We start from the raw sequence: 18,284 nt of genomic DNA on the forward strand, positions 1-18,284 counted from the left end.
ACAAGAAGCCGGTTCTGGCCTGCCCATTGCTTCATGTTTTCCGTGACTGCACCCGGACGGCGGCGTTTCTGTGTACTTGGGCCAGGTTCCGTCAACAGCTCAAGCACGCACCCGCTCTTTCGAAGGAAAGCCGAGAGCATCCATGGACTTCCTGCGCCCCGCCGGCTGGGAGGAAGCGCTCGCCGCCAAGGCCGAGCACCCCGCGGCCGTGCCCCTCGCGGGCGGCACGGACCTCATGGTCGAGATCAACTTCGACCACCGCCGCCCGGAGTACCTGCTCGACCTCACCCGTATCGCCGAGCTTCAGGAGTGGGAGACCGGCGCCGGAACCGTGCGGCTGGGCGCCTCCGTGCCGTACGCGCGCATCGTGGCAGAACTGGGCGGGCCGCTGCCCGGGCTGGCGCGCGCTGCGCACACCGTGGCGTCCCCGCAGATCCGCAACCGCGGCGGCGTCGGCGGCAACCTCGGCACCGCCTCCCCGGCCGGCGACGCGCACCCCGCGCTGCTGGCCGCGGGCGCGGAGGTCGAGGTGGAGTCCGTACGGGGCAGCAGGCGGATCCCCGTCGACGACTTCTTCACCGGCGTCAAGCGCAACGCGCTCGCCCCCGACGAGCTGATCAAGTGGGTGCACATCAAGAAGGCCACCGGGCCGCAGGAGTTCTCCAAGGTCGGCACCCGCAACGCGATGGTGATCGCCGTGTGCGCGTTCGGGATCGCGCTGCACCCCGACACCCGCACGGTCCGCACCGGCATCGGCTCGGCGGCGCCCACGCCCGTCCGCGCCACCGCCGCCGAGGAGTTCCTGAACGCGGCGCTCGCCGAGGGCGGCTTCTGGGACAGCGGCCGGACCCTGCCCCCCGCCCTCGCCCGGCAGTTCGCCGAGCTGGCGGCGGGCGCCTGCAACCCCATCGACGACGTGCGCGGCAGCGCGCGCTACCGCAGGCACGCGGTCGGCGTCATGGCCCGCCGCACGCTCGGCTGGACCTGGGAGTCGTACCGCCAAAACCCGGCAGAACCCACACGAGGGGAAGGTGCCGCGTGATGCGGGTGACGTTCACCGTCAACGGCCGCGAGCAGCAGGCCGACGACGTCTGGGAGGGCGAGAGCCTGCTGTACGTGCTGCGCGAGCGGATGGGCCTGCCGGGCTCGAAGAACGCCTGCGAGCAGGGGGAGTGCGGCTCGTGCACGGTACGCCTTGACGGCGTCCCGGTGTGCGCCTGCCTGGTCGCCGCCGGGCAGGCCGAGGGCCGCGAGGTCGTCACGGTCGAGGGCCTGGCCGGGGACGACGGCCTGTCCACCGTCCAGCAGGCGTTCGTCGACGCCGGCGCCGTGCAGTGCGGCTTCTGCACCCCGGGCCTGCTGGTCGCCGCCGACGACCTGCTGGAGCGCTACCCCTGGCCGACGTCGCCGTCCGACGCCGACATCCGCGAGGGCCTGTCGGGCAACCTGTGCCGCTGCACCGGCTACGAGAAGATCCTCGACGCGGTCCGGCTCGCCGCCGCCCGCCGGGAGGGGGTCTGATGTCCGAGGCCACCCGCATCCCCGCGAACCTCACCCGGGAGGCGCGGACCGCCGGCGGCATCGGCGAGTCCGAGCTGCGCCCCGACGGCACGCTGAAGGTCACCGGGGAGTTCGCGTACTCCTCCGACCTGTGGCACGAGGACATGATCTGGGGGCACACGCTGCGCTCCCCGCACGCGCACGCCGAGATCGTCGCGATCGACACCTCCGCCGCCCTCGCCCAGGCCGGGGTCTACGCCGTCCTCACGTACGACGACCTGCCCGCGGAGCAGAAGAACTACGGCCTGGAGATCGCCGACACCCCGGCGCTCGCCGCCGGCCGGGTGCGCCACCACGGCGAGCCGGTGGCGCTGGTCGCCGCCGACCACCCCGAGACCGCCCGCCGGGCCGCGGCGAAGATCCGCGTCGAGTGGCGGGAGCTGCCCCTGGTCACCGACGAGGAGTCCGCGCTCGCCCCCGGCGCGCCGGTGCTGCACCCCGGCCGCACCGACGGCCATAGGCAGCACGTACCGCACCCGAACGTCGTCCACCGCCAGCCGATCGTCCGCGGCGACGCCGCCGCGGCGGCCCTGCGGGCCGACCACATCGTCACCGGCGAGTACGAGTTCGGCATGCAGGACCAGGCGTTCCTGGGCCCCGAGTCCGGCCTCGCGGTGCCCGCCGAGGACGGCGGCGTCGACCTGTACGTCGCCACCCAGTGGCTGCACGCCGACCGGCGGCAGATCGCGCCCGTGCTCGGGCTGCCGGAGGACAAGGTGCGCATGACGCTCTCCGGCGTCGGCGGCGCCTTCGGCGGGCGCGAGGACCTGTCGATGCAGATCCACGCCTGCCTGCTGGCGCTGCGCACCGGCAAGCCGGTGAAGATGGTCTACGACCGCTTCGAGTCCTTCTTCGGCCACGTGCACCGGCACCCGGCCAGGATCCGCTACGAGCACGGCGTCACCGCGGAGGGCCGGATCACCCACGCCCGCTGCCGCATCGTCCTCGACGGCGGCGCGTACGCCTCCTCCACCCCGGCCGTCGTCGGCAACGCCGCGTCGCTGTCCATGGGCCCGTACGTCGTCGAGGACGTCGAGATCGAGGCGGTCGGGCTCTACACCAACAACCCGCCCTGCGGGGCGATGCGCGGCTTCGGCGCGGTCCAGGCGTGCTTCGCGTACGAGGCGCAGATGGACCGGCTGGCGGCGGCGGTCGGCATGGACCCGGTGGCGTTCCGGCAGCTCAACGCCATGTCGCAGGGCTCGCGGCTGCCGACAGGGCAGCAGGTCGACTCCCCGGCGCCGGTCGCGGAGATCCTGCGCCGCGTACAGGCCCGGCCGCTGCCGCCCGAGCGGCAGTGGGAGAGCGCCGGCGGCGCCGCGGACGTACGGGCGCTGCCCGGCGGGCTGTCCAACACCACGCACGGCGAGGGCGTCGTGCGCGGCGTCGGCTACGCGGTCGGCATCAAGAACGTCGGCTTCTCCGAGGGCTTCGACGACTTCTCCACCGCCCGGGTGCGGCTGGAGGCCACCGGCGGCGAGCCGGTGGTCACCGTGCACACCGCGGCGGCCGAGGTCGGCCAGGGCGGCGTGACCGTGCAGGCGCAGATCGCCCGCACCGAACTGGGCGTCGCCCAGGTGGTCATCGCCCCGGCCGACACCCGCGTCGGATCGGCCGGCTCCACCTCGGCCTCGCGGCAGACGTACATGACGGGCGGCGCGGTACGGAACGCCTGCGCGGCGGTGCGCGAGCAGGTCCTCGCGCTCGGCCGGCGCAAGCTCGGCACGTACCACCCCGCGTGGGCGACGGCCGAACTGCTGCTGGAGGGCGGCAAGGTCGTCACGGACGGCGGCGAGGTCCTCGCCGACCTCGCCGACGTGCTCGACGGCGAGGAGCCCGTGGAGGTCGAACTGCCCTTCCGGCACCGGCCCACCGAGCCGTTCGACATCGCCACCGGCCAGGGCTTCGGCCACGTCCAGTACTCCTTCGCCGCGCACCGCGCGGTCGTCGAGGTCGACACCGAACTCGGCCTGGTCAAGGTCGTCGAGCTGGCCTGCGCCCAGGACGTCGGCAAGGCGCTCAACCCGCTGTCCGTCGTCGGGCAGATCCAGGGCGGCACGACGCAGGGCCTGGGCGTGGCGGTGATGGAGGAGATCGTCATCGACCCCGCGACCGCGCAGGTGCGGAACCCCTCGTTCACCGACTATCTGATCCCGACCATCCTCGACACCCCGGCCATCCCGGTCGACGTGCTCGAACTGGCCGACCCGCACGCGCCGTACGGCCTGCGCGGCGTGGGCGAGGCGTCCACGCTCTCGGCCACCCCGGCGGTGCTCGCCGCCATCCGCCAGGCCACCGGTCTGGCGCTGGCCAAGGCCCCCGTACGGCCGGAGCACCTGACCGGGACCTGAGCCGCGCCCGAACCGCACCTGAGAGGGCACCACCGCTCCACCTTCCCCCGGGCCGTCCCCCGGGTCGTGCAGCACCACCCATCCCAAATCCCGCAACCGCGGGTGCCCCTGTGAACCTTGGGAGAACGCATGGCCCAGTCCTCCGTCGACCGGCGCGACGCCGCGCCGGCCGACTCACCCGGCACCGGTCCCGCCGCGCCCGGCCGCACCTCCTGGCTCGACCACTACTTCGAGATATCGAAGCGCGGCTCCACGGTCGCCCGCGAGGTGCGCGGCGGGCTCACCACCTTCATGGCGATGGCCTACATCCTGCTGCTCAACCCGCTGGTCCTGGGCGGCGAGGACGCCGCCGGCAACGTGCTCGCCCAGTCCGGCCTGATCACCGCCACGGCGCTGGCCGCCGCGGTCACCACGCTGCTGCTGGGCTTCTTCGGCAAGGTGCCGCTGGCCGCCGCCGCCGGGCTCAGTGTCTCCGGCGTGCTCGCCAGCCAGGTCGCGCCGCAGATGACGTGGCCGCAGGCGATGGGGATGTGCGTCGCGTACGGCGTCGTGATCATGCTGCTGGTCGTCACCGGGCTGCGCGAAATGATCATGAACGCGATCCCGCTGGCCCTCAAGCACGCCATCACCATGGGCATCGGCATGTTCATCGCGCTGATCGGCCTGGTGAACGCCGGCTTCGTCCAGGCCGGCGAGGCGAAGATCGTCACCCTCGGCGTCAACGACCAGCTCCGCGGCTGGCCGGTGCTCGTCTTCTGCCTCACCCTGCTGCTGATCTTCATGCTCCAGGCGCGCAACGTGCCCGGCGCCATCCTCATCGGCATCGTCGCCGGCACGGTCGCCGCCGTCGTCGTCAACGCCGTCGCCGGCCTCAGGCCCGAGGCGTGGGCCAACGGCCGGGCGCCGGAGCTGCCGGCCGGCGGGATCACCTCGACGCCGGACTTCGGGCTCTTCGGCGAGGTGTCGTTCCGCGGCTGGGGCGACGTCGGCGTGATGACCGTCAGCATGATCGTCTTCACCCTGGTGCTGGCCGGGTTCTTCGACGCGATGGCCACCATCATCGGCGTCGGTACGGAGGCGAAGCTCACCGACGAACGCGGCCGGATGCCGGGCCTGTCCCGGGCGCTGTTCATCGACGGAGCGGGCGGTGCGGTCGGCGGCACGGCCGGCGCCTCCGGGCAGACGGTGTTCGTGGAGTCCGCGACCGGCGTCGGCGAGGGCGCCCGCACGGGGCTGTCGAGCGTCGTCGTCGGGCTGCTGTTCGCGCTGGGGCTGCTCTTCACGCCGCTGGCGCAGATCGTGCCCGGCAACGTGGCCGCCGCCGCGCTCGTCGTCATCGGCGCCATGATGATGGCGAACGCGCGGCACGTCGACTGGGCCGACCGCGGCGTGGCCGTCCCGGTGTTCCTGACGGTCGTGCTGATGCCGTTCACGTACTCCATCACGGCGGGCGTCGCCGCCGGCGTCATCTCGTACACCGCGATCAGGGCCGCGCAGGGGAAGTGGCGCGAGCCGGGGCCCTTCATGTGGGTGCTGACCGCCGTCTTCGTCGTCTTCTTCGCGCTTCATCCGATCGAGCAGTGGATGGGTGTCAAATAGGACCAGCCGCCCTGTGAGGAGCTGATCAGCATGCTGGACATCGCCGCCGACCTCGCCCGGTGGTGCGCGGAAGGGCGCGCCTTCGCCGTCGCCACCGTCGTGGGCACCAGCGGCTCCGCGCCGCGCGGCGCGGGCGCCGCGCTGGCCGTGGACGCCGGGGGCACGGCGGTCGGCAGCGTGTCCGGCGGCTGCGTCGAGGGCGCGGTGTACGAGCTGTGCCGCGAGGTCGCCGAGACCGGCGAGCCGGTGCTGGAGACGTTCGGGTACTCCGACGAGGACGCCTTCGCCGTCGGGCTCACCTGCGGCGGGGTCATCGACATCCTCGTCGCGCCCGGCCCGCACGCCGGCGGGCCCGCCGCCGACGTGCTCCGCGCGGCGCTCGCCGCCGCGGCCGGCGGCGAGGCCGCGGCGGTCGCCCGGGTGGTCGGCGGCCCGGCCGCGCTGGTCGGCCGGGCGCTGCTGGTACGCCCCGACGGCACGTACGAGGGCCGCCTCGCGGGCCCGCTCCCTGACCTGCCCGACTGGGACGGCACCGCGCTGGAGCGCACCGCCGCCGCCGAGGCCGCCGCGCTGCTGGACGCGGGGCGTACGGACACGGTGGCGGTCGGCGCGGAGGGCGCGCGCTGCGGGGAGCCGGTGACGCTGCTGGTGGAGGTGAGCGTGCCGGCGCCGCGGATGGTCGTCTTCGGCGCGATCGACTTCGCGCACGCGCTGGTGCGCATGGGCAAGTTCCTCGGCTACCGCGTCACCCTCTGCGACGCCCGCCCCGTCTTCGCCACCGCCCGCCGCTTCCCGGAAGCGGACGAGGTGGCGGTGCGCTGGCCGCACGAGTACCTCGCGGACGCGCTGGCCGCGGGGGAGCTGGACGGGCGCACGGTGCTGTGCGTGCTCACGCACGACCCCAAGTTCGACGTGCCGCTGCTGACGGCGGCGCTGCGGCTGCCCGTCGCGTACGTCGGCGCGATGGGCTCGCGCCGCACGCACCAGGACCGCAACCGGCGGCTGCGGGAGGCGGGCGTCACCGACCTCGAACTCGCCCGCCTGCACTCGCCGATCGGCCTCGACCTCGGCGCCCGCTCGCCGGAGGAGGTCGCCGTGTCCATCGCCGGCGAGATCGTCGCGGCGCGGCGGGGCGGCACGGGAGTGCCGCTGACGGGGGCGCACACGCCGATCCACCGGGAGCGGCGGACGGCGGGGGAGCGGCGGGCCGGGGACGTGGCCTGAGCGGTCGGCGGGGCGCGGGATCTGCGGCGGGGGCCTGTGGGCCCTGTGACCTCTGCGGGTTCTGCGGGCGCCGGCCGGCGGGCCGGGGCAGGGCCGGTGGTCAGCCGGGCGGGGTCCGCGCCGTGACGTAGCCGCTCTCGACGGTCTCGTCCTGCGCGTCGGCGGTCACCGCCAGCCCGGCCGCGGTCAGCGTGCGCGCCGCCCGCGCGGCGACCTCGCGGTGGGCCGCGGCGCTCCAGGAGGGCAACTGGAAGAACACCGACAGCCGCCCGCCGGGGCGCAGCAGCCCGGCGACGGCGCGGACCGCGGCGGGGTCGGTCCACAGCAGCCGTACGTTGAACGCGTACGCGAGGTCGAAGGGCTGCCCGGCGGCCAGGTCCGCGGCGGCGGCGGGGACAACGCCGGTCCTGAACTCCGCGAGCCCGGCGGCGACATGGGCGGCGTTCCGGCGCCCGGCCGCGGCGGTCATCTTCGCGGACCGGTCCAGGCCGACGAACCGCGCGGGCGCGCCCCGCGGCCCCGCGGCCGGCCCGGCGCAGACGTGCGACGCGGTCACCCCGTGCCCGCCGCCGATCTCCAGCACCCGGTCGCCGGGACGTACGGACAGCGTCCGCGCGGCCCACTCGTGACGGTCCATGCGGGCCAGTATCGGCCGCGGGTCAGCGCAGCTCCAGCTCCACGAGCACCGCGCGGTGGTCGGTGCCGGCCAGCTCCGGGAACCCGATGCCCGCGGGGCTCAGCCGGTCGCTCACCAGGACGTGGTCGATCTGGGCGCCGAAGAGGGGCGTCGCGGACGCCGGCCAGGTGGGGGTGCGGGACCGGCCGAGCAGCATGGCGCTGTCGCGCAGGCCGGTGTCCAGGATGTCGCGGAACGCCTCGTGGTCCTGCGAGGCGTTGAAGTCGCCGCCGAAGACGGTGGGCGCACCGCCGCGCGCCGCGGCGGCGTCCCGCAGGTCTCCCAGCTCGGTGCGCCAGGCGTCCATGGACTCGGGCATCGGCGGCATCGGGTGCACGACCTGGAGCCGCAGCCGCTCGCCGCCGACGCGCGCGGTGGCCGCGGGCATCGACAGCGTGCCGGGCACGCCGGGCTCCTCGGTCAGCGGGTACGTGCTGAGGATGGCGGAGCCCTCGGCGGGGTCGCCGGCGTCGATGACGCGGTACGGGTACGCGGCGCGCAGCTCCGGGGTCCGCAGCGCCTCGACGCAGCGGGTGTCGCACTCCTGGACCAGGGCGATGTCCGGCTCGTGCGCGCGCAGCGCCGCGCGCAGGGCGGGGGTGGCGTCGCCGAACTTGAGGTTGGCGCTGAGCAGGCGGAACTCGGCTCTGGGCGGCGAGGAGGGCGGATCGGCGGCGGACTGGTAGGGCCGTACGAACCAGCCGGTGGCGGCGAGCGCGACGAGGGCCCACACGATGCCGGTGCGGCTGCGGGCGGCGGCCATGAGCAGCAGCCCGACGCCACCGGGCACGAGCAGCCAGGGCAGGAAGGCGGCGAGCTGCGGCAGGGGTGTGACCCCGTCGCCGCCCCCGGCCCGGAACCCCACGACGACGGACACGACCGCCAGGGCGAGCCCGCCGGCAACCCCGAAAGCGACCCGCCAGCGACGCGACGGCCGCCGGGGCGACACACCGCCGCCCGCGACGGGGACCTCCGACGAGGCACCGCCGCGCTCCGCCGCGACACCGTCGCCCTCCGCCGGGACCTGGGGTCCGGCGCCGCCGCGCTCCGTGTCCGTGCCGGGAACGGGCGGCTCAGCCGCGCGCGGCTCCGGCGCGCCGTCGGCGCTCCCGCGTCGGTCACGTCGTCCGTCGAGCGTCCCCACCGTCTCCCCTGTCGTCGCCTCCGCCCCGATCTTCTCCCAGCCCGTCCCGCACCCCGCGCCTTGCGGACGGAAACCGGCCGCAAGGGTCCGTAGCGTGGCCGGCATGACGAAGACCAGCGGGCCGGCGGCTCCCGCCACCCTCTCCACCCGGCGCCTCAACCGCGCGCTCCTCGCCCGGCAACTGCTGCTCGACCGCGTCGACATGCCCGTCACCGACGCCGTGGCCCACCTGCTGGGGCTCCAGGCGCAGGCGCCCCGGCCGCCGTACCACGCGCTCGCCGCCCGGCTGCGCGGGTTCGACCCGGCCGCGCTGTCCGCTCTGCTGGAGAACCGCGAGGTCGTCCGGCTCGTCACCATGCGCTCCACCGTCCACCTGCACACCCCCGCCGACGCCCTGCTGCTCCGCCCGTTCAGCACCCCCGCTTTGGAGCGCGAGCTGAAGACCTTCCGCGGCCGGCTCGCGGGCGTCGACCTCGACCGGCTGGTGGCGCGGACCCGGGAGCTGGCCGAGCCCGGGCCCGTCTCGCTGCGCCGGATCGGCGAGGAGCTGCTGCGCGAGTGGCCGGAGCACGACCTGCTCGCGCTGAAGGTCGCCGCCCGCATCCGGGTCCCGCTGGTGCAGGTGCCGCCGCGCGGGCTGTGGGGCAGGGGCGGGCAGGTCGCGCACGCCACCGTCCGGTCGTGGCTGGGCGCGGAGCCGGCGGCGGACCCGGACGTCGCACCGCTCGTGCGGCGGTATCTCGCCGCCTTCGGGCCCGCATCCGTACGGGACATGCAGGCGTGGTGCGGAGTGACCCGGCTGCGGCCGCACTTCGAGGCGCTGCGGCCCCGGCTGCGTACGTTCCGCGACGAGCGCGGCACGGAGCTGTTCGACCTGCCCGACGCGCCGCGGCCGGCCGCGGACACCCCGGCGCCGGTGCGGTTTCTGGGCGAGTACGACAACCTCACGCTGTCGCACGCGGACCGCACCCGCGTCGTGTCGGACGAGTTCCGCCGCCGCGGCTACCGGCGCGACTTCGCCTTCGGCAGCTTCCTCGTCGACGGCTTCGTCCGCGGGATGTGGCGGGTGAAGGAGGCGGCCGGGACGGCGACGATGCACCTGGAGACGTTCGCGCCGCTGACGCGCGGTGAGCGGGCGGAGGTCGAGGCGGAGGCCGCGGGGGTGCTGGAGATGCTGGCGCCGGGCAGCCGCCGGGAGCTGCGGACCGGTGCGGTGCCCGGGTAGGCGACCGGGCCGGTCAGCGGGCCGCGGGCTGCGGCGCCGCGGGCGCGGCCGGCGGCGTGCGCCGCTGCTGTGGCCGGGGCTCGCCGTCGGCCTGCGGCTCCGGGTGGTGGGCGTACGGCCGGCGGGCGGTGAGCAGGGGGTCGACGGTGATCCGGTCGGCGCCCAGCGGCGCGGTCAGCGCGCGCAGCGCCGGCTCCCCGAGGCGTACCCACTCCTGCTCGGGACCGAGCGCGCGGCACAGCGCGGCCTGGCTGGTGAAGGCCACCGCCGTGCGGGTGCCGAGTGGAGTACGGAACATGCGCAGCCGCATCCCGGTGCGGGTGTGGAGCACGGGAACGTACAACTGGGGTCGACGTTGCGGGGCGACGGTGTGTCCGGAGGTGTCCACCCTACGACGGTACGGGGCCCCGCCCCGGCAGGCACCCGGGTTCCGCCATGCGAGACGGAACCGCAGGAACCGCCCGTAACAACCCCCAGTCGGAGCCGTCGGACCGCCGCGCCGCCGCGGGGCAAGCTGTCCACATGCCGGACTTCCGGGTGCCGGAGGCCCGGCTGCCGCGGCGGCCGTCAGCCGCCCGGCCCCCCCGCCGCCGTGCTCCCTCACCGCGCCGCCGCCAGCCGCCACAGCGACGTCACCTCCGCCGCCCGCGCCGCGTGCAGCGGGTCCGCGGAGTCGGTCGCCCGGCGGTGGCGGGGGCGCGTGTCGTGGCGGGCGGCCACCCGCAGCCCCGCCGCCTCGATCGCCGCCAGCAGCTCCGCGCGGGAGCGCAGCCCCAGGTGCTCGGCCAGGTCGGAGAGCACGAGCCAGCCCTCGCCGCCCGGCTCCAGATGGGCCGCGAGGCCGGTCAGGAAGCCGCGGAGCATCCCGCCGCCGGGGTCGTAGACGGCGTACTCCAGCGACGAGGTCGGCTTGGCGGGCAGCCACGGCGGGTTGCAGACGACCAGCGGCGCGCGGCCCGGCGGGAACAGGTCCCCTTCGACCACCTCGACCTGGTCGTCCAGGCACAGCCGGCCGACGTTGTCGCGGGCGCAGGCCAGCGCGCGCGGGTCCGTGTCGGTGGCGACGACCCGCTCGACGCCGCGGCGCGCCAGCACCGCCGCGAGCACGCCGGTGCCGGTGCCCACGTCGAACGCCAGGGTCTTCGCCGGCAGCGGGGCCTCGGCCACGAGGTCGACGTACTCGCCGCGCACCGGCGAGAACACCCCGTAGTGCGGGTGTACGCGGGCGCCCAGCGCCGGTATGTCCACACCCCTGCGCCGCCACTCGTGCGCCCCCACCGCGCCGAGCAGTTCGCGCAGCGCCACCGCGCCGGGCTCGGTCACGGGCCCGTACGCCCCGGACACCGCCCCGCCGATGTCGGGCGCCCGCCGCAGCGGCACGGCGGGGCCCTGCGGGCCGGGTTCGAGGGGGACGAGCAGCATGCCGAGGACGCGCGCCCGGTGGCCCTGGGCCTGCCGGTGCCGGTGGAAGGCGTCCGCCGGGCCGGTCGTCCGGCCGCCCGCCGGCGCGGTCGGACGCCTGCCGCGGCGGGCCGAGCGGCGGTCGATGCGGCGGCCCAGCGCGGCCAGGAGCTGGCGCCCGCCGTGGTAGTCGCCCTGCCACAGGACGGCCGTGCCTTCGCACACCAGCCGGTACGCGATGTCGGCGCACATCCGGTCGTCCGCGACGACCACGCGCGCCGGCGGCGGGGTGCCGCCCGCGGCGTACCAGCGGGCGGTCTGCGCGCGCCCGTCCTCGATCCAGCTCAGCTTGGGATGTTCGGCCACGGAACCATTTTCCCGCCTCGCGGCCGTGGCGTCCCCCTCGGGGAGGCCCGTGCTGCCATGCGCCCCTGACGCACGGGGGCGGCCGTCCCCGCACGGGGGTGCACGGTATGCCGGACGTGTGCGCCCCCGCCGCCCGTCCGACGCCCCCTGCCGCCCCCGCGCGCGCGGCCCGCCGGCGCGCGCCCGGCACCGGCGCGGGGCCGGGCGGTGTCACAGGCGGGCGGTAGCCTCCGCGGCATGGGCATCAAGCGGGTCGTACCCGACATCAGGACCGAGTCCTTCGAGGCCAGCCGCGCGTTCTACGAGCGGCTGGGCTTCGAGGAGGTGATGAACCTGGGGTGGGTGATGGCGCTCGCCGCGCCCGGCAACCCCATCGCGCAGTTGATCTTCATGGACCGGGACGCCTCCGCGCCCGTGGAGCCGGACATGAGCATCGAGGTCGACGACGTCGACGCGGCGTACGAGACGATGCGGGCCGCGGGCGCGGAGATCGTCCACCCGCTGACCGACGAGGAGTGGGGCGTGCGGCGGTTCTTCGTCCGCGACCCCAACGACCGGGTGGTGAACGTCGTCGCGCACCCGGCCTGACGTGCCCAGGGAGGGCCGCGGCCTACGGCAGCAGCCCCGACCGGCGGGCGGCGGTGACCGCCTCCAGCCGGGTGTGCGCGCCGAGCTTGCGCATCGCCGAGCGCAGGTAGCTCTTCACCGTCTCGGGCCGCAGCCCCAGCCGCTCGCCCGCCGCCGCGTTCGTCGCGCCCGTCGCCACGCAGGCGAGCACGTCGAGTTCGCGCGGCGCCAGCACCGTCCGGTCCGGTCCCGCTCCCGCGGGCGGGGCGACGGTGACGGCCGCGGACGCGAGCCGGTCGCAGAGCGCGAGCAGCTCCGCGCGCAGCTCCTCGTCGGCTATACGCGGCGCGAGCGTGCGCAGGTCGCGGTGCGCGGTGCGGACGTTCTCCCAGGCCGCGGGGTCGGCGGCCCGCTGCGCGGTGGGCGTGGCGACGGCGAGCAGCCGCCGGGCCTCGTCGCGCACGGCGAGGGTCTGCTCCAGATGGCGCGCCGTCTCCACCGCCGCGCTCAGCGTCCGGTCGCCCAGCGGCAGCGAGTCGCGCAGGGCGCCGTAGAGCACGGCCCGCACCCGGCCGCGTACGACGACGGGCACCGCCAGCACCGAGCGCAGCCCCTCGGCGCCCACCGGGCCGTCGTACTCGTGGCTGATGGCGCGGGACGAGGTGTAGTCGGTGACCGCGCAGGGCCGGGAGAAGGCGATGGCCTTGCCGCCCAGGCCGTTGCCCGTGGCCACCCCGAGCCCCTGGAGGGACAGCGTCACCGTCCCGCTCAGCTCGCTGATCCGCAGCTTGCGGCCGCCGTCCGTGAGCAGCCCGCCGAAGGCGACGGGCACGCCGCCGCCCCGGCGCAGCCGAGCCAGCGCGCCGCGCACTTCCGCTGCGTCCACGGTCTCCATTTCGCTCGCTCCCTGGTGCTGACGGGTCATCACCGGCGTGGCCGGCGCAGGGCACCCCCGTATGGGGGTAGTGAGGCGTACGTCACTCGCAGCACGATGCTAGCGAGCCGCCGCCGTACGAGGAGGACATGTGACGGCACCGAATCCGACCGCGGACTTCCGGTCCGCACGGGACTTCCTGCTGCACCGGAGGGAGGATTACGCAGCCGCCCGCGCGGGCTTCTCCTGGCCCAGGCCCGAGCGCTTCAACTGGGCACTCGACTGGTTCGACGTCATCGCCGAGGGCAACGAGCGCACGGCCCTCCACATCGTGGAGGAGGACGGCCGCGAGACGAAGCTGAGTTTCACCCGAATGAGCGAGCGTTCGAACCGGGTGGCGAACTGGCTGCGCGCGCAGGGCGTGTCCGCCGGCGACCGGATCGTCGTGATGCTCGGCAACCAGGCCGAGCTGTGGGAGACCGCGCTCGCCGCGATGAAGCTGCGCGCCGTCGTCATCCCCGCCACGCCCCTCCTCGGCCCGGCCGACCTCGCCGACCGCATCGAGCGCGGCCGGGCCCGCCACGTGCTCGTACGCGCCGCCGACGAGGGCAAGTTCGCCGACGTGCCCGGCGACTACACCCGCATCTCCGTCGGCGGCCCGGGGCACCCCGGGGCGGAGTCCGGGGGAGGGGCGGGCTGGCTCGCCTACGAGGACGCGTACGAGGCCCCCGCCGCCTTCACGCCCGACGGCCCGACGGCCGCCGGCGACACCCTGATGCTGTACTTCACCTCCGGCACCACCGCGCGCCCCAAGCTCGTCGAGCACACCCATGTCTCGTACCCCGTGGGCCACCTGGCGACGATGTACTGGATCGGCATCCGCCCCGGCGACGTGCACCTGAACATCTCCTCGCCCGGCTGGGCCAAGCACGCCTGGTCCAACCTCTTCGCGCCCTGGAACGCCGAGGCGACGGTCTTCCTGTACAACTACACGCGCTTCGACGCGGGCGCGCTGCTGGCCGCCATGGACCGCGGCGGCGTGACAACTTTCTGCGCCCCGCCCACCGTCTGGCGCATGCTCGTGCAGTCCGATCTGAGCACCCTTGCCACCCCGCCGCGCGAGGCCGTCGCCGCAGGTGAGCCCCTCAACCCGGAGGTCATCGAGGCCGTCCGGCGGGCCTGGAACCTGACCATCCGCGACGGCTTCGGCCAGACCGAGACCGCGGTGCAGATCGCCAACTCCCCCGGGCAGCACGTCAAGCTGGGTTCCATGGGCCGTCCCACTCCCGGATACGACGTCGTGCTCCTGGACCCCGTCAGCGGTGTGCCCGCCGACGAGGGCGAGATCTGCCTCGACCTGACCGCGCGCCCCGTGGGCCTGATGACGGGCTACGAGGGCGACGCGGCCCGCACCGCCGAGGCCGTGGCCGGCGGCTACTACCGCACCGGCGACATCGGCGCCCGCGACGCCGAGGGCTACATCACCTACGTCGGCCGCTCGGACGATGTCTTCAAGGCATCCGACTACAAGATCTCCCCGTTCGAGCTGGAGAGCGCGCTGCTGGAGCACGAGGCGGTCGCCGAGGCCGCCGTCGTGCCCGCGCCCGACCCGCTGCGGCTCGCCGTGCCCAAGGCGTACGTCGTGCTCGCCGCGGGCTGGGAGCCGGGCGCCGCCGCGGCGAAGGAGATCTTCGCGCACTCCCGCGCCGTGCTCGCCCCGTACAAGCGCGTCCGGCGGCTGGAGTTCGCCGACCTGCCCAAGACCGTCTCCGGCAAGATCCGGCGCGTCCAACTGCGCGAGGCGACCGCCGCCGGATCCGCCGACGAGTACCGCGAGGAGGACCACACATGACCGCAGAGCCGTCCTACACCGGCGGCACCGGCACCACCGCCCTGCTGGGCGACACCATCGGTGCCAACCTGGATCGCGCCATCGCCGCCCACCCCGACCGCGAGGCCCTGGTCGACGTGCCCTCCGGCCGCCGCTGGACGTACGCGGAGTTCGGCGCGGCCGTCGACGAGGTGGCCCGCGGTCTGCTCGCCCGCGGCGTCGCCAAGGGCGAGCGCATCGGCGTCTGGGCGGTCAACTGCCCGGAGTGGGTGCTCGTCCAGTACGCCTCGGCCCGTATCGGCGCGGTGATGGTCACCATCAACCCCGCCTACCGGGTGCACGAGCTGGAGTACGTGCTCAACCAGTCCGGCATCTCCCTGCTGGTCGCCTCGCTGGCGCACCGGTCCAGCGACTACCGGCGGATGGTCGAGCAGGTGCGCGGGAGCTGTCCGGCCCTGCGCAACGTCTTCTACGTCGGCCACGCCGGCTGGGGCCGGCTGATCGAGGCCGGCCGCACGGTGCCCCCGGAGCGGGTCCGCGAGCGCGAGGCGCTGCTGTCCTGCGACGACCCGGTCAACATCCAGTACACCTCCGGCACCACCGGCTTCGCCAAGGGCGCGACCCTCTCGCACCACAGCATCCTCAACAACGGCTACTTCGTCGGCGAGACGCTGGGCTACACCGAGGAGGACCGGGTCTGCATCCCGGTCCCGTACTACCACTGCTTCGGCATGGTCATGGGCAACCTCGCGGCCACCAGCCACGGCGCCTGCATCGTCATCCCCGGCCCCTCCTTCGAACCCGCCGCCACCCTCGCGGCCGTCGAGCAGGAGCGCTGCACCTCGCTGTACGGGGTGCCGACCATGTTCGTCGCCGAACTGGCCCTGCCCGACTTCGCGCTGTACGACCTGACGTCCCTGCGCACCGGGATCATGGCCGGCTCGCCGTGCCCGGTCGAGGTGATGAAGCGGGTGGTCAACGAGATGCACATGGCGGAGGTGACCATCTGCTACGGCATGACCGAGACCTCGCCCGTCGCCACCCAGACCCGGCGCGACGACGACCTGGAGCGGCGCACCGCCACCGTCGGCCGCGCCCTGCCGCACATCGAGGTCAAGGTCGTCGACCCGGTCACCGGCGTCACCATGCCCCGCGGCAGCACCGGTGAGCTGTGCACCCGCGGCTACAGCGTCATGCAGGGCTACTGGGAGCAGCCCGAGCGCACCGCCGAGGTGATCGACGCCGGCCGCTGGATGCACACCGGCGACCTGGCGCGGATGCGTACGGACGGCTGCGTGGAGATCGTGGGCCGGATCAAGGACATGATCATAAGAGGCGGCGAGAACGTCTATCCGCGCGAGATCGAGGAGTTCCTGCACACCCATCCCAAGATCGCCGACGTGCAGGTGGTGGGCGTGCCGGACGAGACGTACGGCGAGGAGATCCTCGCCTGCGTGATCCTCAGCGACCCGGGGCACGCGCTCTCCCGGCGCGAGCTGGCCCACTACTGCGAGAACCGGCTCGCGCACTACAAGATCCCGCGGCACCTGCGGATCATGGAGGAGTTCCCGATGACGATCAGCGGGAAGGTGCGGAAGGTCGAACTGCGGGAGCAGTTCAGTGCTGCGGAATAGCCGCGGCCCGCGGGTACTTGGCACTGCCATGACGATCTTGCACTACGTCGGCGGCCCCACCGCGCTCCTCCGGCTCGGCGGGGTCCGCCTGCTGACCGACCCGACCTTCGACCCGCCCGGCGAGTACCCGGTCGGCGGTCGGCGGCTGGTGAAGACCGCGGGCCCGGCGCTCGCGCCGGCCGACCTCGGCCCGGTCGACGCGGTGCTGCTCTCCCACGACCAGCACCCCGACAACCTCGACCGGGCCGGGCGCGAGTGCGCCGCCGCCGCGCCGCTGGTGCTGTCCACGGCGTCGGCGGCGGAGCGGCTGCGCGGGCCGGTGCGGGCGCTGCCGACGTGGGAGTCGTACGAGATAGGCCCGGTCCGCGTCACCGCGGTGCCCGCCCTGCACGGACCGCCCGGCACCGGGCATCTGACCGGCGAGGTCACCGGGTTCGTGCTCACCGGCGAGGGGCTGCCCACGGTCTACGTCAGCGGCGACAACGCCTCGCTCGACGTGGTCCGTACGATCGCCGCCCGGCTCGGCCCGGTGGACATCGCCGTGCTCTTCGCCGGCGCCGCGCGGACCCCGCTGCTCGGCGCCGCGCACCTCACGCTCACCAGCGAGCACGCCGCCGCCGCGGCGGCGGTGCTGGGGGCGCACGAGGTGGTGCCGCTGCACTTCGAGCACTGGGAGCACTTCACGCAGGGCGCCGACTCGCTGGTCACCGCCTTCGAGGCGGCGGGCCTGGGACACCGGCTGCGGCTGCCGCGGCCGGGGGAGGCGGTGGAGCTGTAGGCGGTCGGGCTGCGGGCGGTCGGGCTGCGGGCGGTGGAGCCGGAGGGCGTCAACGCGCCGCGACCGCCGGGATCTTCAGCTCCGCGAGCCGCCGGAAGGACTCCAGCCGGGCGTCGTCGTCGGGGGTGTGCAGGGAGACCAGCAGCTCGTCGGCGCCGCTGCGGGCGACCAGGTCGCCGAGGGCGGCGGCCACCTGCTCGTCGGTGCCCGAGACCTGCGACTGCCGGGCCTCGTCGAGATAGCGCGCCTCGCGTTCGGTGAGCGTACGGGCCCGTATCGCCGCGGCCCGCTCCAGCGGCGGGAACTCCCCGCGGGTGCGCGACCAGACCGTCGCCCACGCCTCCGGCAGCAGCAGATCGGCGGCCTCCTCCGCGGAGTCGGCCACCGCGGCGGCGAGCGCCACGACTACGTACGGCTCCGCCTCCTGCGCCGAGGGCGCGAACGCCGCCCGGTAGCGCTCGACGGCCCGCAGCATCTTCTCCGGACGCCGCCCTGCGCCGATCACCAGCGGCAGCCCGTGCGCGGCGGCGATGTCGGCGCCGCCGTCGACGGCCAGCACGTACGCCGGCACCCGCAGCCCCTCCGCCGGTACGGCGTGCACCCCCGGATACGCCGGCTGCGCGCCCTCGAACCACCCCAGCAGCTCCGCCAGCGACGCCCCGAAGTCCTCCGCGTCCGCCGTACCGCGGCCCAGCGCGCGCCGGATGCCGTCGGTGAACCCCAGCGAGCGGCCGAGGCCCATGTCGATCCGGTCCGGGAAGAGCGAGCCCAGCACCCCGAACTGCTCGGCGACGACCAGCGGCCGGTGGTTGGGCAGCATCACGCCGCCGGTGCCGACCCGGATCCGGGACGTGGCGGAGGCGACGGCGGCGGCCAGCACGGTCGGCGCGGAGCCGGCGACGCCGGGGACGCTGTGGTGTTCGGAGACCCAGAAGCGGTGGTAGCCGTACCCCTCCGCCTGCCGCGCGAAGCCGACGGTGCGGCGCAGCGCGTCGGCCGGGTCCTGGTCCTTGCGCCGCAGCGACCTGTCCAGCACGGAGAGAGGGATGTCCAT

16 protein-coding genes are annotated in these 18,284 nt (G+C 75.1%); 10 read left to right on the top strand and 6 right to left on the bottom strand.

Annotated elements, in window-relative coordinates; genetic code table 11:
* The first annotated feature begins 142 nt into the window (after nucleotides 1–142).
* The 5 genes from QBL21_RS11715 (at nucleotide 143) to QBL21_RS11735 (ending at nucleotide 6,734) form a co-directional block, all read left to right on the top strand.
* Nucleotides 143–1,042 carry an FAD binding domain-containing protein gene (locus tag QBL21_RS11715; protein ID WP_407562079.1) on the top strand — a complete coding sequence of 300 codons (900 nt, stop codon included), beginning with the start codon at nucleotides 143–145 and terminating at the stop codon, nucleotides 1,040–1,042.
* On the top strand, nucleotides 1,042–1,521 hold the full coding sequence (locus QBL21_RS11720; RefSeq protein WP_407562080.1) for a (2Fe-2S)-binding protein: 480 nt from the start codon (nucleotides 1,042–1,044) through the stop codon (nucleotides 1,519–1,521). The genes QBL21_RS11715 and QBL21_RS11720 overlap by 1 nt, the downstream gene beginning before the upstream one ends.
* Nucleotides 1,521–3,911, top strand: a complete 2,391-nt coding sequence (gene pucD, locus QBL21_RS11725; protein ID WP_407562081.1) for a xanthine dehydrogenase subunit D — start codon at nucleotides 1,521–1,523, stop codon at nucleotides 3,909–3,911. The genes QBL21_RS11720 and pucD overlap by 1 nt, the downstream gene beginning before the upstream one ends.
* Nucleotides 3,912–4,040: 129 nt before the next feature.
* On the top strand, nucleotides 4,041–5,510 hold the full coding sequence (locus tag QBL21_RS11730) for an NCS2 family permease (RefSeq protein ID WP_407562082.1): 1,470 nt from the start codon (nucleotides 4,041–4,043) through the stop codon (nucleotides 5,508–5,510).
* A gap of 30 nt (nucleotides 5,511–5,540) precedes the next feature.
* A complete protein-coding gene (locus QBL21_RS11735) occupies nucleotides 5,541–6,734 on the top strand; it encodes an XdhC family protein (protein WP_407562083.1) in 1,194 nt (397 codons plus the stop codon).
* Nucleotides 6,735–6,834: 100 nt separating this feature from the next.
* Here QBL21_RS11735 and QBL21_RS11740 read toward each other — a convergent pair whose 3' ends face one another.
* Together QBL21_RS11740 and QBL21_RS11745 are read right to left on the bottom strand one after the other, a co-directional pair.
* The gene (locus tag QBL21_RS11740; protein ID WP_407562084.1) at nucleotides 6,835–7,371 is read right to left on the bottom strand and encodes a class I SAM-dependent methyltransferase; all 537 of its coding nucleotides are present in this window, start codon (nucleotides 7,369–7,371) and stop codon (nucleotides 6,835–6,837) included.
* A 22-nt stretch (nucleotides 7,372–7,393) separates the two neighbouring features.
* Nucleotides 7,394–8,359, bottom strand: coding sequence for an endonuclease/exonuclease/phosphatase family protein (locus tag QBL21_RS11745; protein WP_407566392.1), 966 nt, complete (start codon nucleotides 8,357–8,359; stop codon nucleotides 7,394–7,396).
* A gap of 298 nt (nucleotides 8,360–8,657) precedes the next feature.
* Between QBL21_RS11745 and QBL21_RS11750 the strand changes: the two genes are divergently transcribed.
* A complete protein-coding gene (locus QBL21_RS11750) occupies nucleotides 8,658–9,779 on the top strand; it encodes a winged helix DNA-binding domain-containing protein (RefSeq protein ID WP_407562085.1) in 1,122 nt (373 codons plus the stop codon).
* 13 nt (nucleotides 9,780–9,792) lie between these two features.
* Here the strand turns inward: QBL21_RS11750 and QBL21_RS11755 are convergent, their stop codons facing one another.
* Both QBL21_RS11755 and QBL21_RS11760 read right to left on the bottom strand, forming a co-directional pair.
* Nucleotides 9,793–10,167, bottom strand: coding sequence for an SAV_915 family protein (locus QBL21_RS11755; protein WP_407562086.1), 375 nt, complete (start codon nucleotides 10,165–10,167; stop codon nucleotides 9,793–9,795).
* Nucleotides 10,168–10,379: 212 nt separating this feature from the next.
* Nucleotides 10,380–11,546, bottom strand: coding sequence for a methyltransferase (locus QBL21_RS11760; RefSeq protein WP_407562087.1), 1,167 nt, complete (start codon nucleotides 11,544–11,546; stop codon nucleotides 10,380–10,382).
* Between the two features lie 237 nt (nucleotides 11,547–11,783).
* On the opposite strand from QBL21_RS11760, the gene QBL21_RS11765 reads away from it, so the two are divergent.
* The gene (locus QBL21_RS11765; RefSeq protein ID WP_407562088.1) at nucleotides 11,784–12,134 is read left to right on the top strand and encodes a VOC family protein; all 351 of its coding nucleotides are present in this window, start codon (nucleotides 11,784–11,786) and stop codon (nucleotides 12,132–12,134) included.
* A gap of 22 nt (nucleotides 12,135–12,156) precedes the next feature.
* On the opposite strand, the gene QBL21_RS11770 is transcribed toward QBL21_RS11765, so the two are convergent.
* A complete protein-coding gene (locus QBL21_RS11770; RefSeq protein WP_407562089.1) occupies nucleotides 12,157–13,008 on the bottom strand; it encodes a response regulator transcription factor in 852 nt (283 codons plus the stop codon).
* Between the two features lie 130 nt (nucleotides 13,009–13,138).
* On the opposite strand from QBL21_RS11770, the gene QBL21_RS11775 reads away from it, so the two are divergent.
* From QBL21_RS11775 to QBL21_RS11785, 3 genes are read left to right on the top strand one after another with little or no spacing between them, the layout of a single operon-like run.
* On the top strand, nucleotides 13,139–14,839 hold the full coding sequence (locus QBL21_RS11775; RefSeq protein WP_407562090.1) for an AMP-binding protein: 1,701 nt from the start codon (nucleotides 13,139–13,141) through the stop codon (nucleotides 14,837–14,839).
* Nucleotides 14,836–16,452 (top strand): AMP-binding protein, encoded by a 1,617-nt coding sequence (locus QBL21_RS11780; RefSeq protein ID WP_407562091.1) that lies wholly within the window; start codon nucleotides 14,836–14,838, stop codon nucleotides 16,450–16,452. Before QBL21_RS11775 ends, QBL21_RS11780 begins: the two co-directional genes overlap by 4 nt.
* Before the next feature lie 28 nt (nucleotides 16,453–16,480).
* Nucleotides 16,481–17,230, top strand: a complete 750-nt coding sequence (locus tag QBL21_RS11785; RefSeq protein WP_407562092.1) for an MBL fold metallo-hydrolase — start codon at nucleotides 16,481–16,483, stop codon at nucleotides 17,228–17,230.
* A gap of 49 nt (nucleotides 17,231–17,279) precedes the next feature.
* Here the strand turns inward: QBL21_RS11785 and QBL21_RS11790 are convergent, their stop codons facing one another.
* Nucleotides 17,280–18,284 carry an MsnO8 family LLM class oxidoreductase gene (locus QBL21_RS11790; protein ID WP_407562093.1) on the bottom strand — a complete coding sequence of 335 codons (1,005 nt, stop codon included), beginning with the start codon at nucleotides 18,282–18,284 and terminating at the stop codon, nucleotides 17,280–17,282.

The organism is Streptomyces sp. 184, from assembly GCF_045781775.1.
GTDB lineage: Bacteria > Actinomycetota > Actinomycetes > Streptomycetales > Streptomycetaceae > Streptomyces.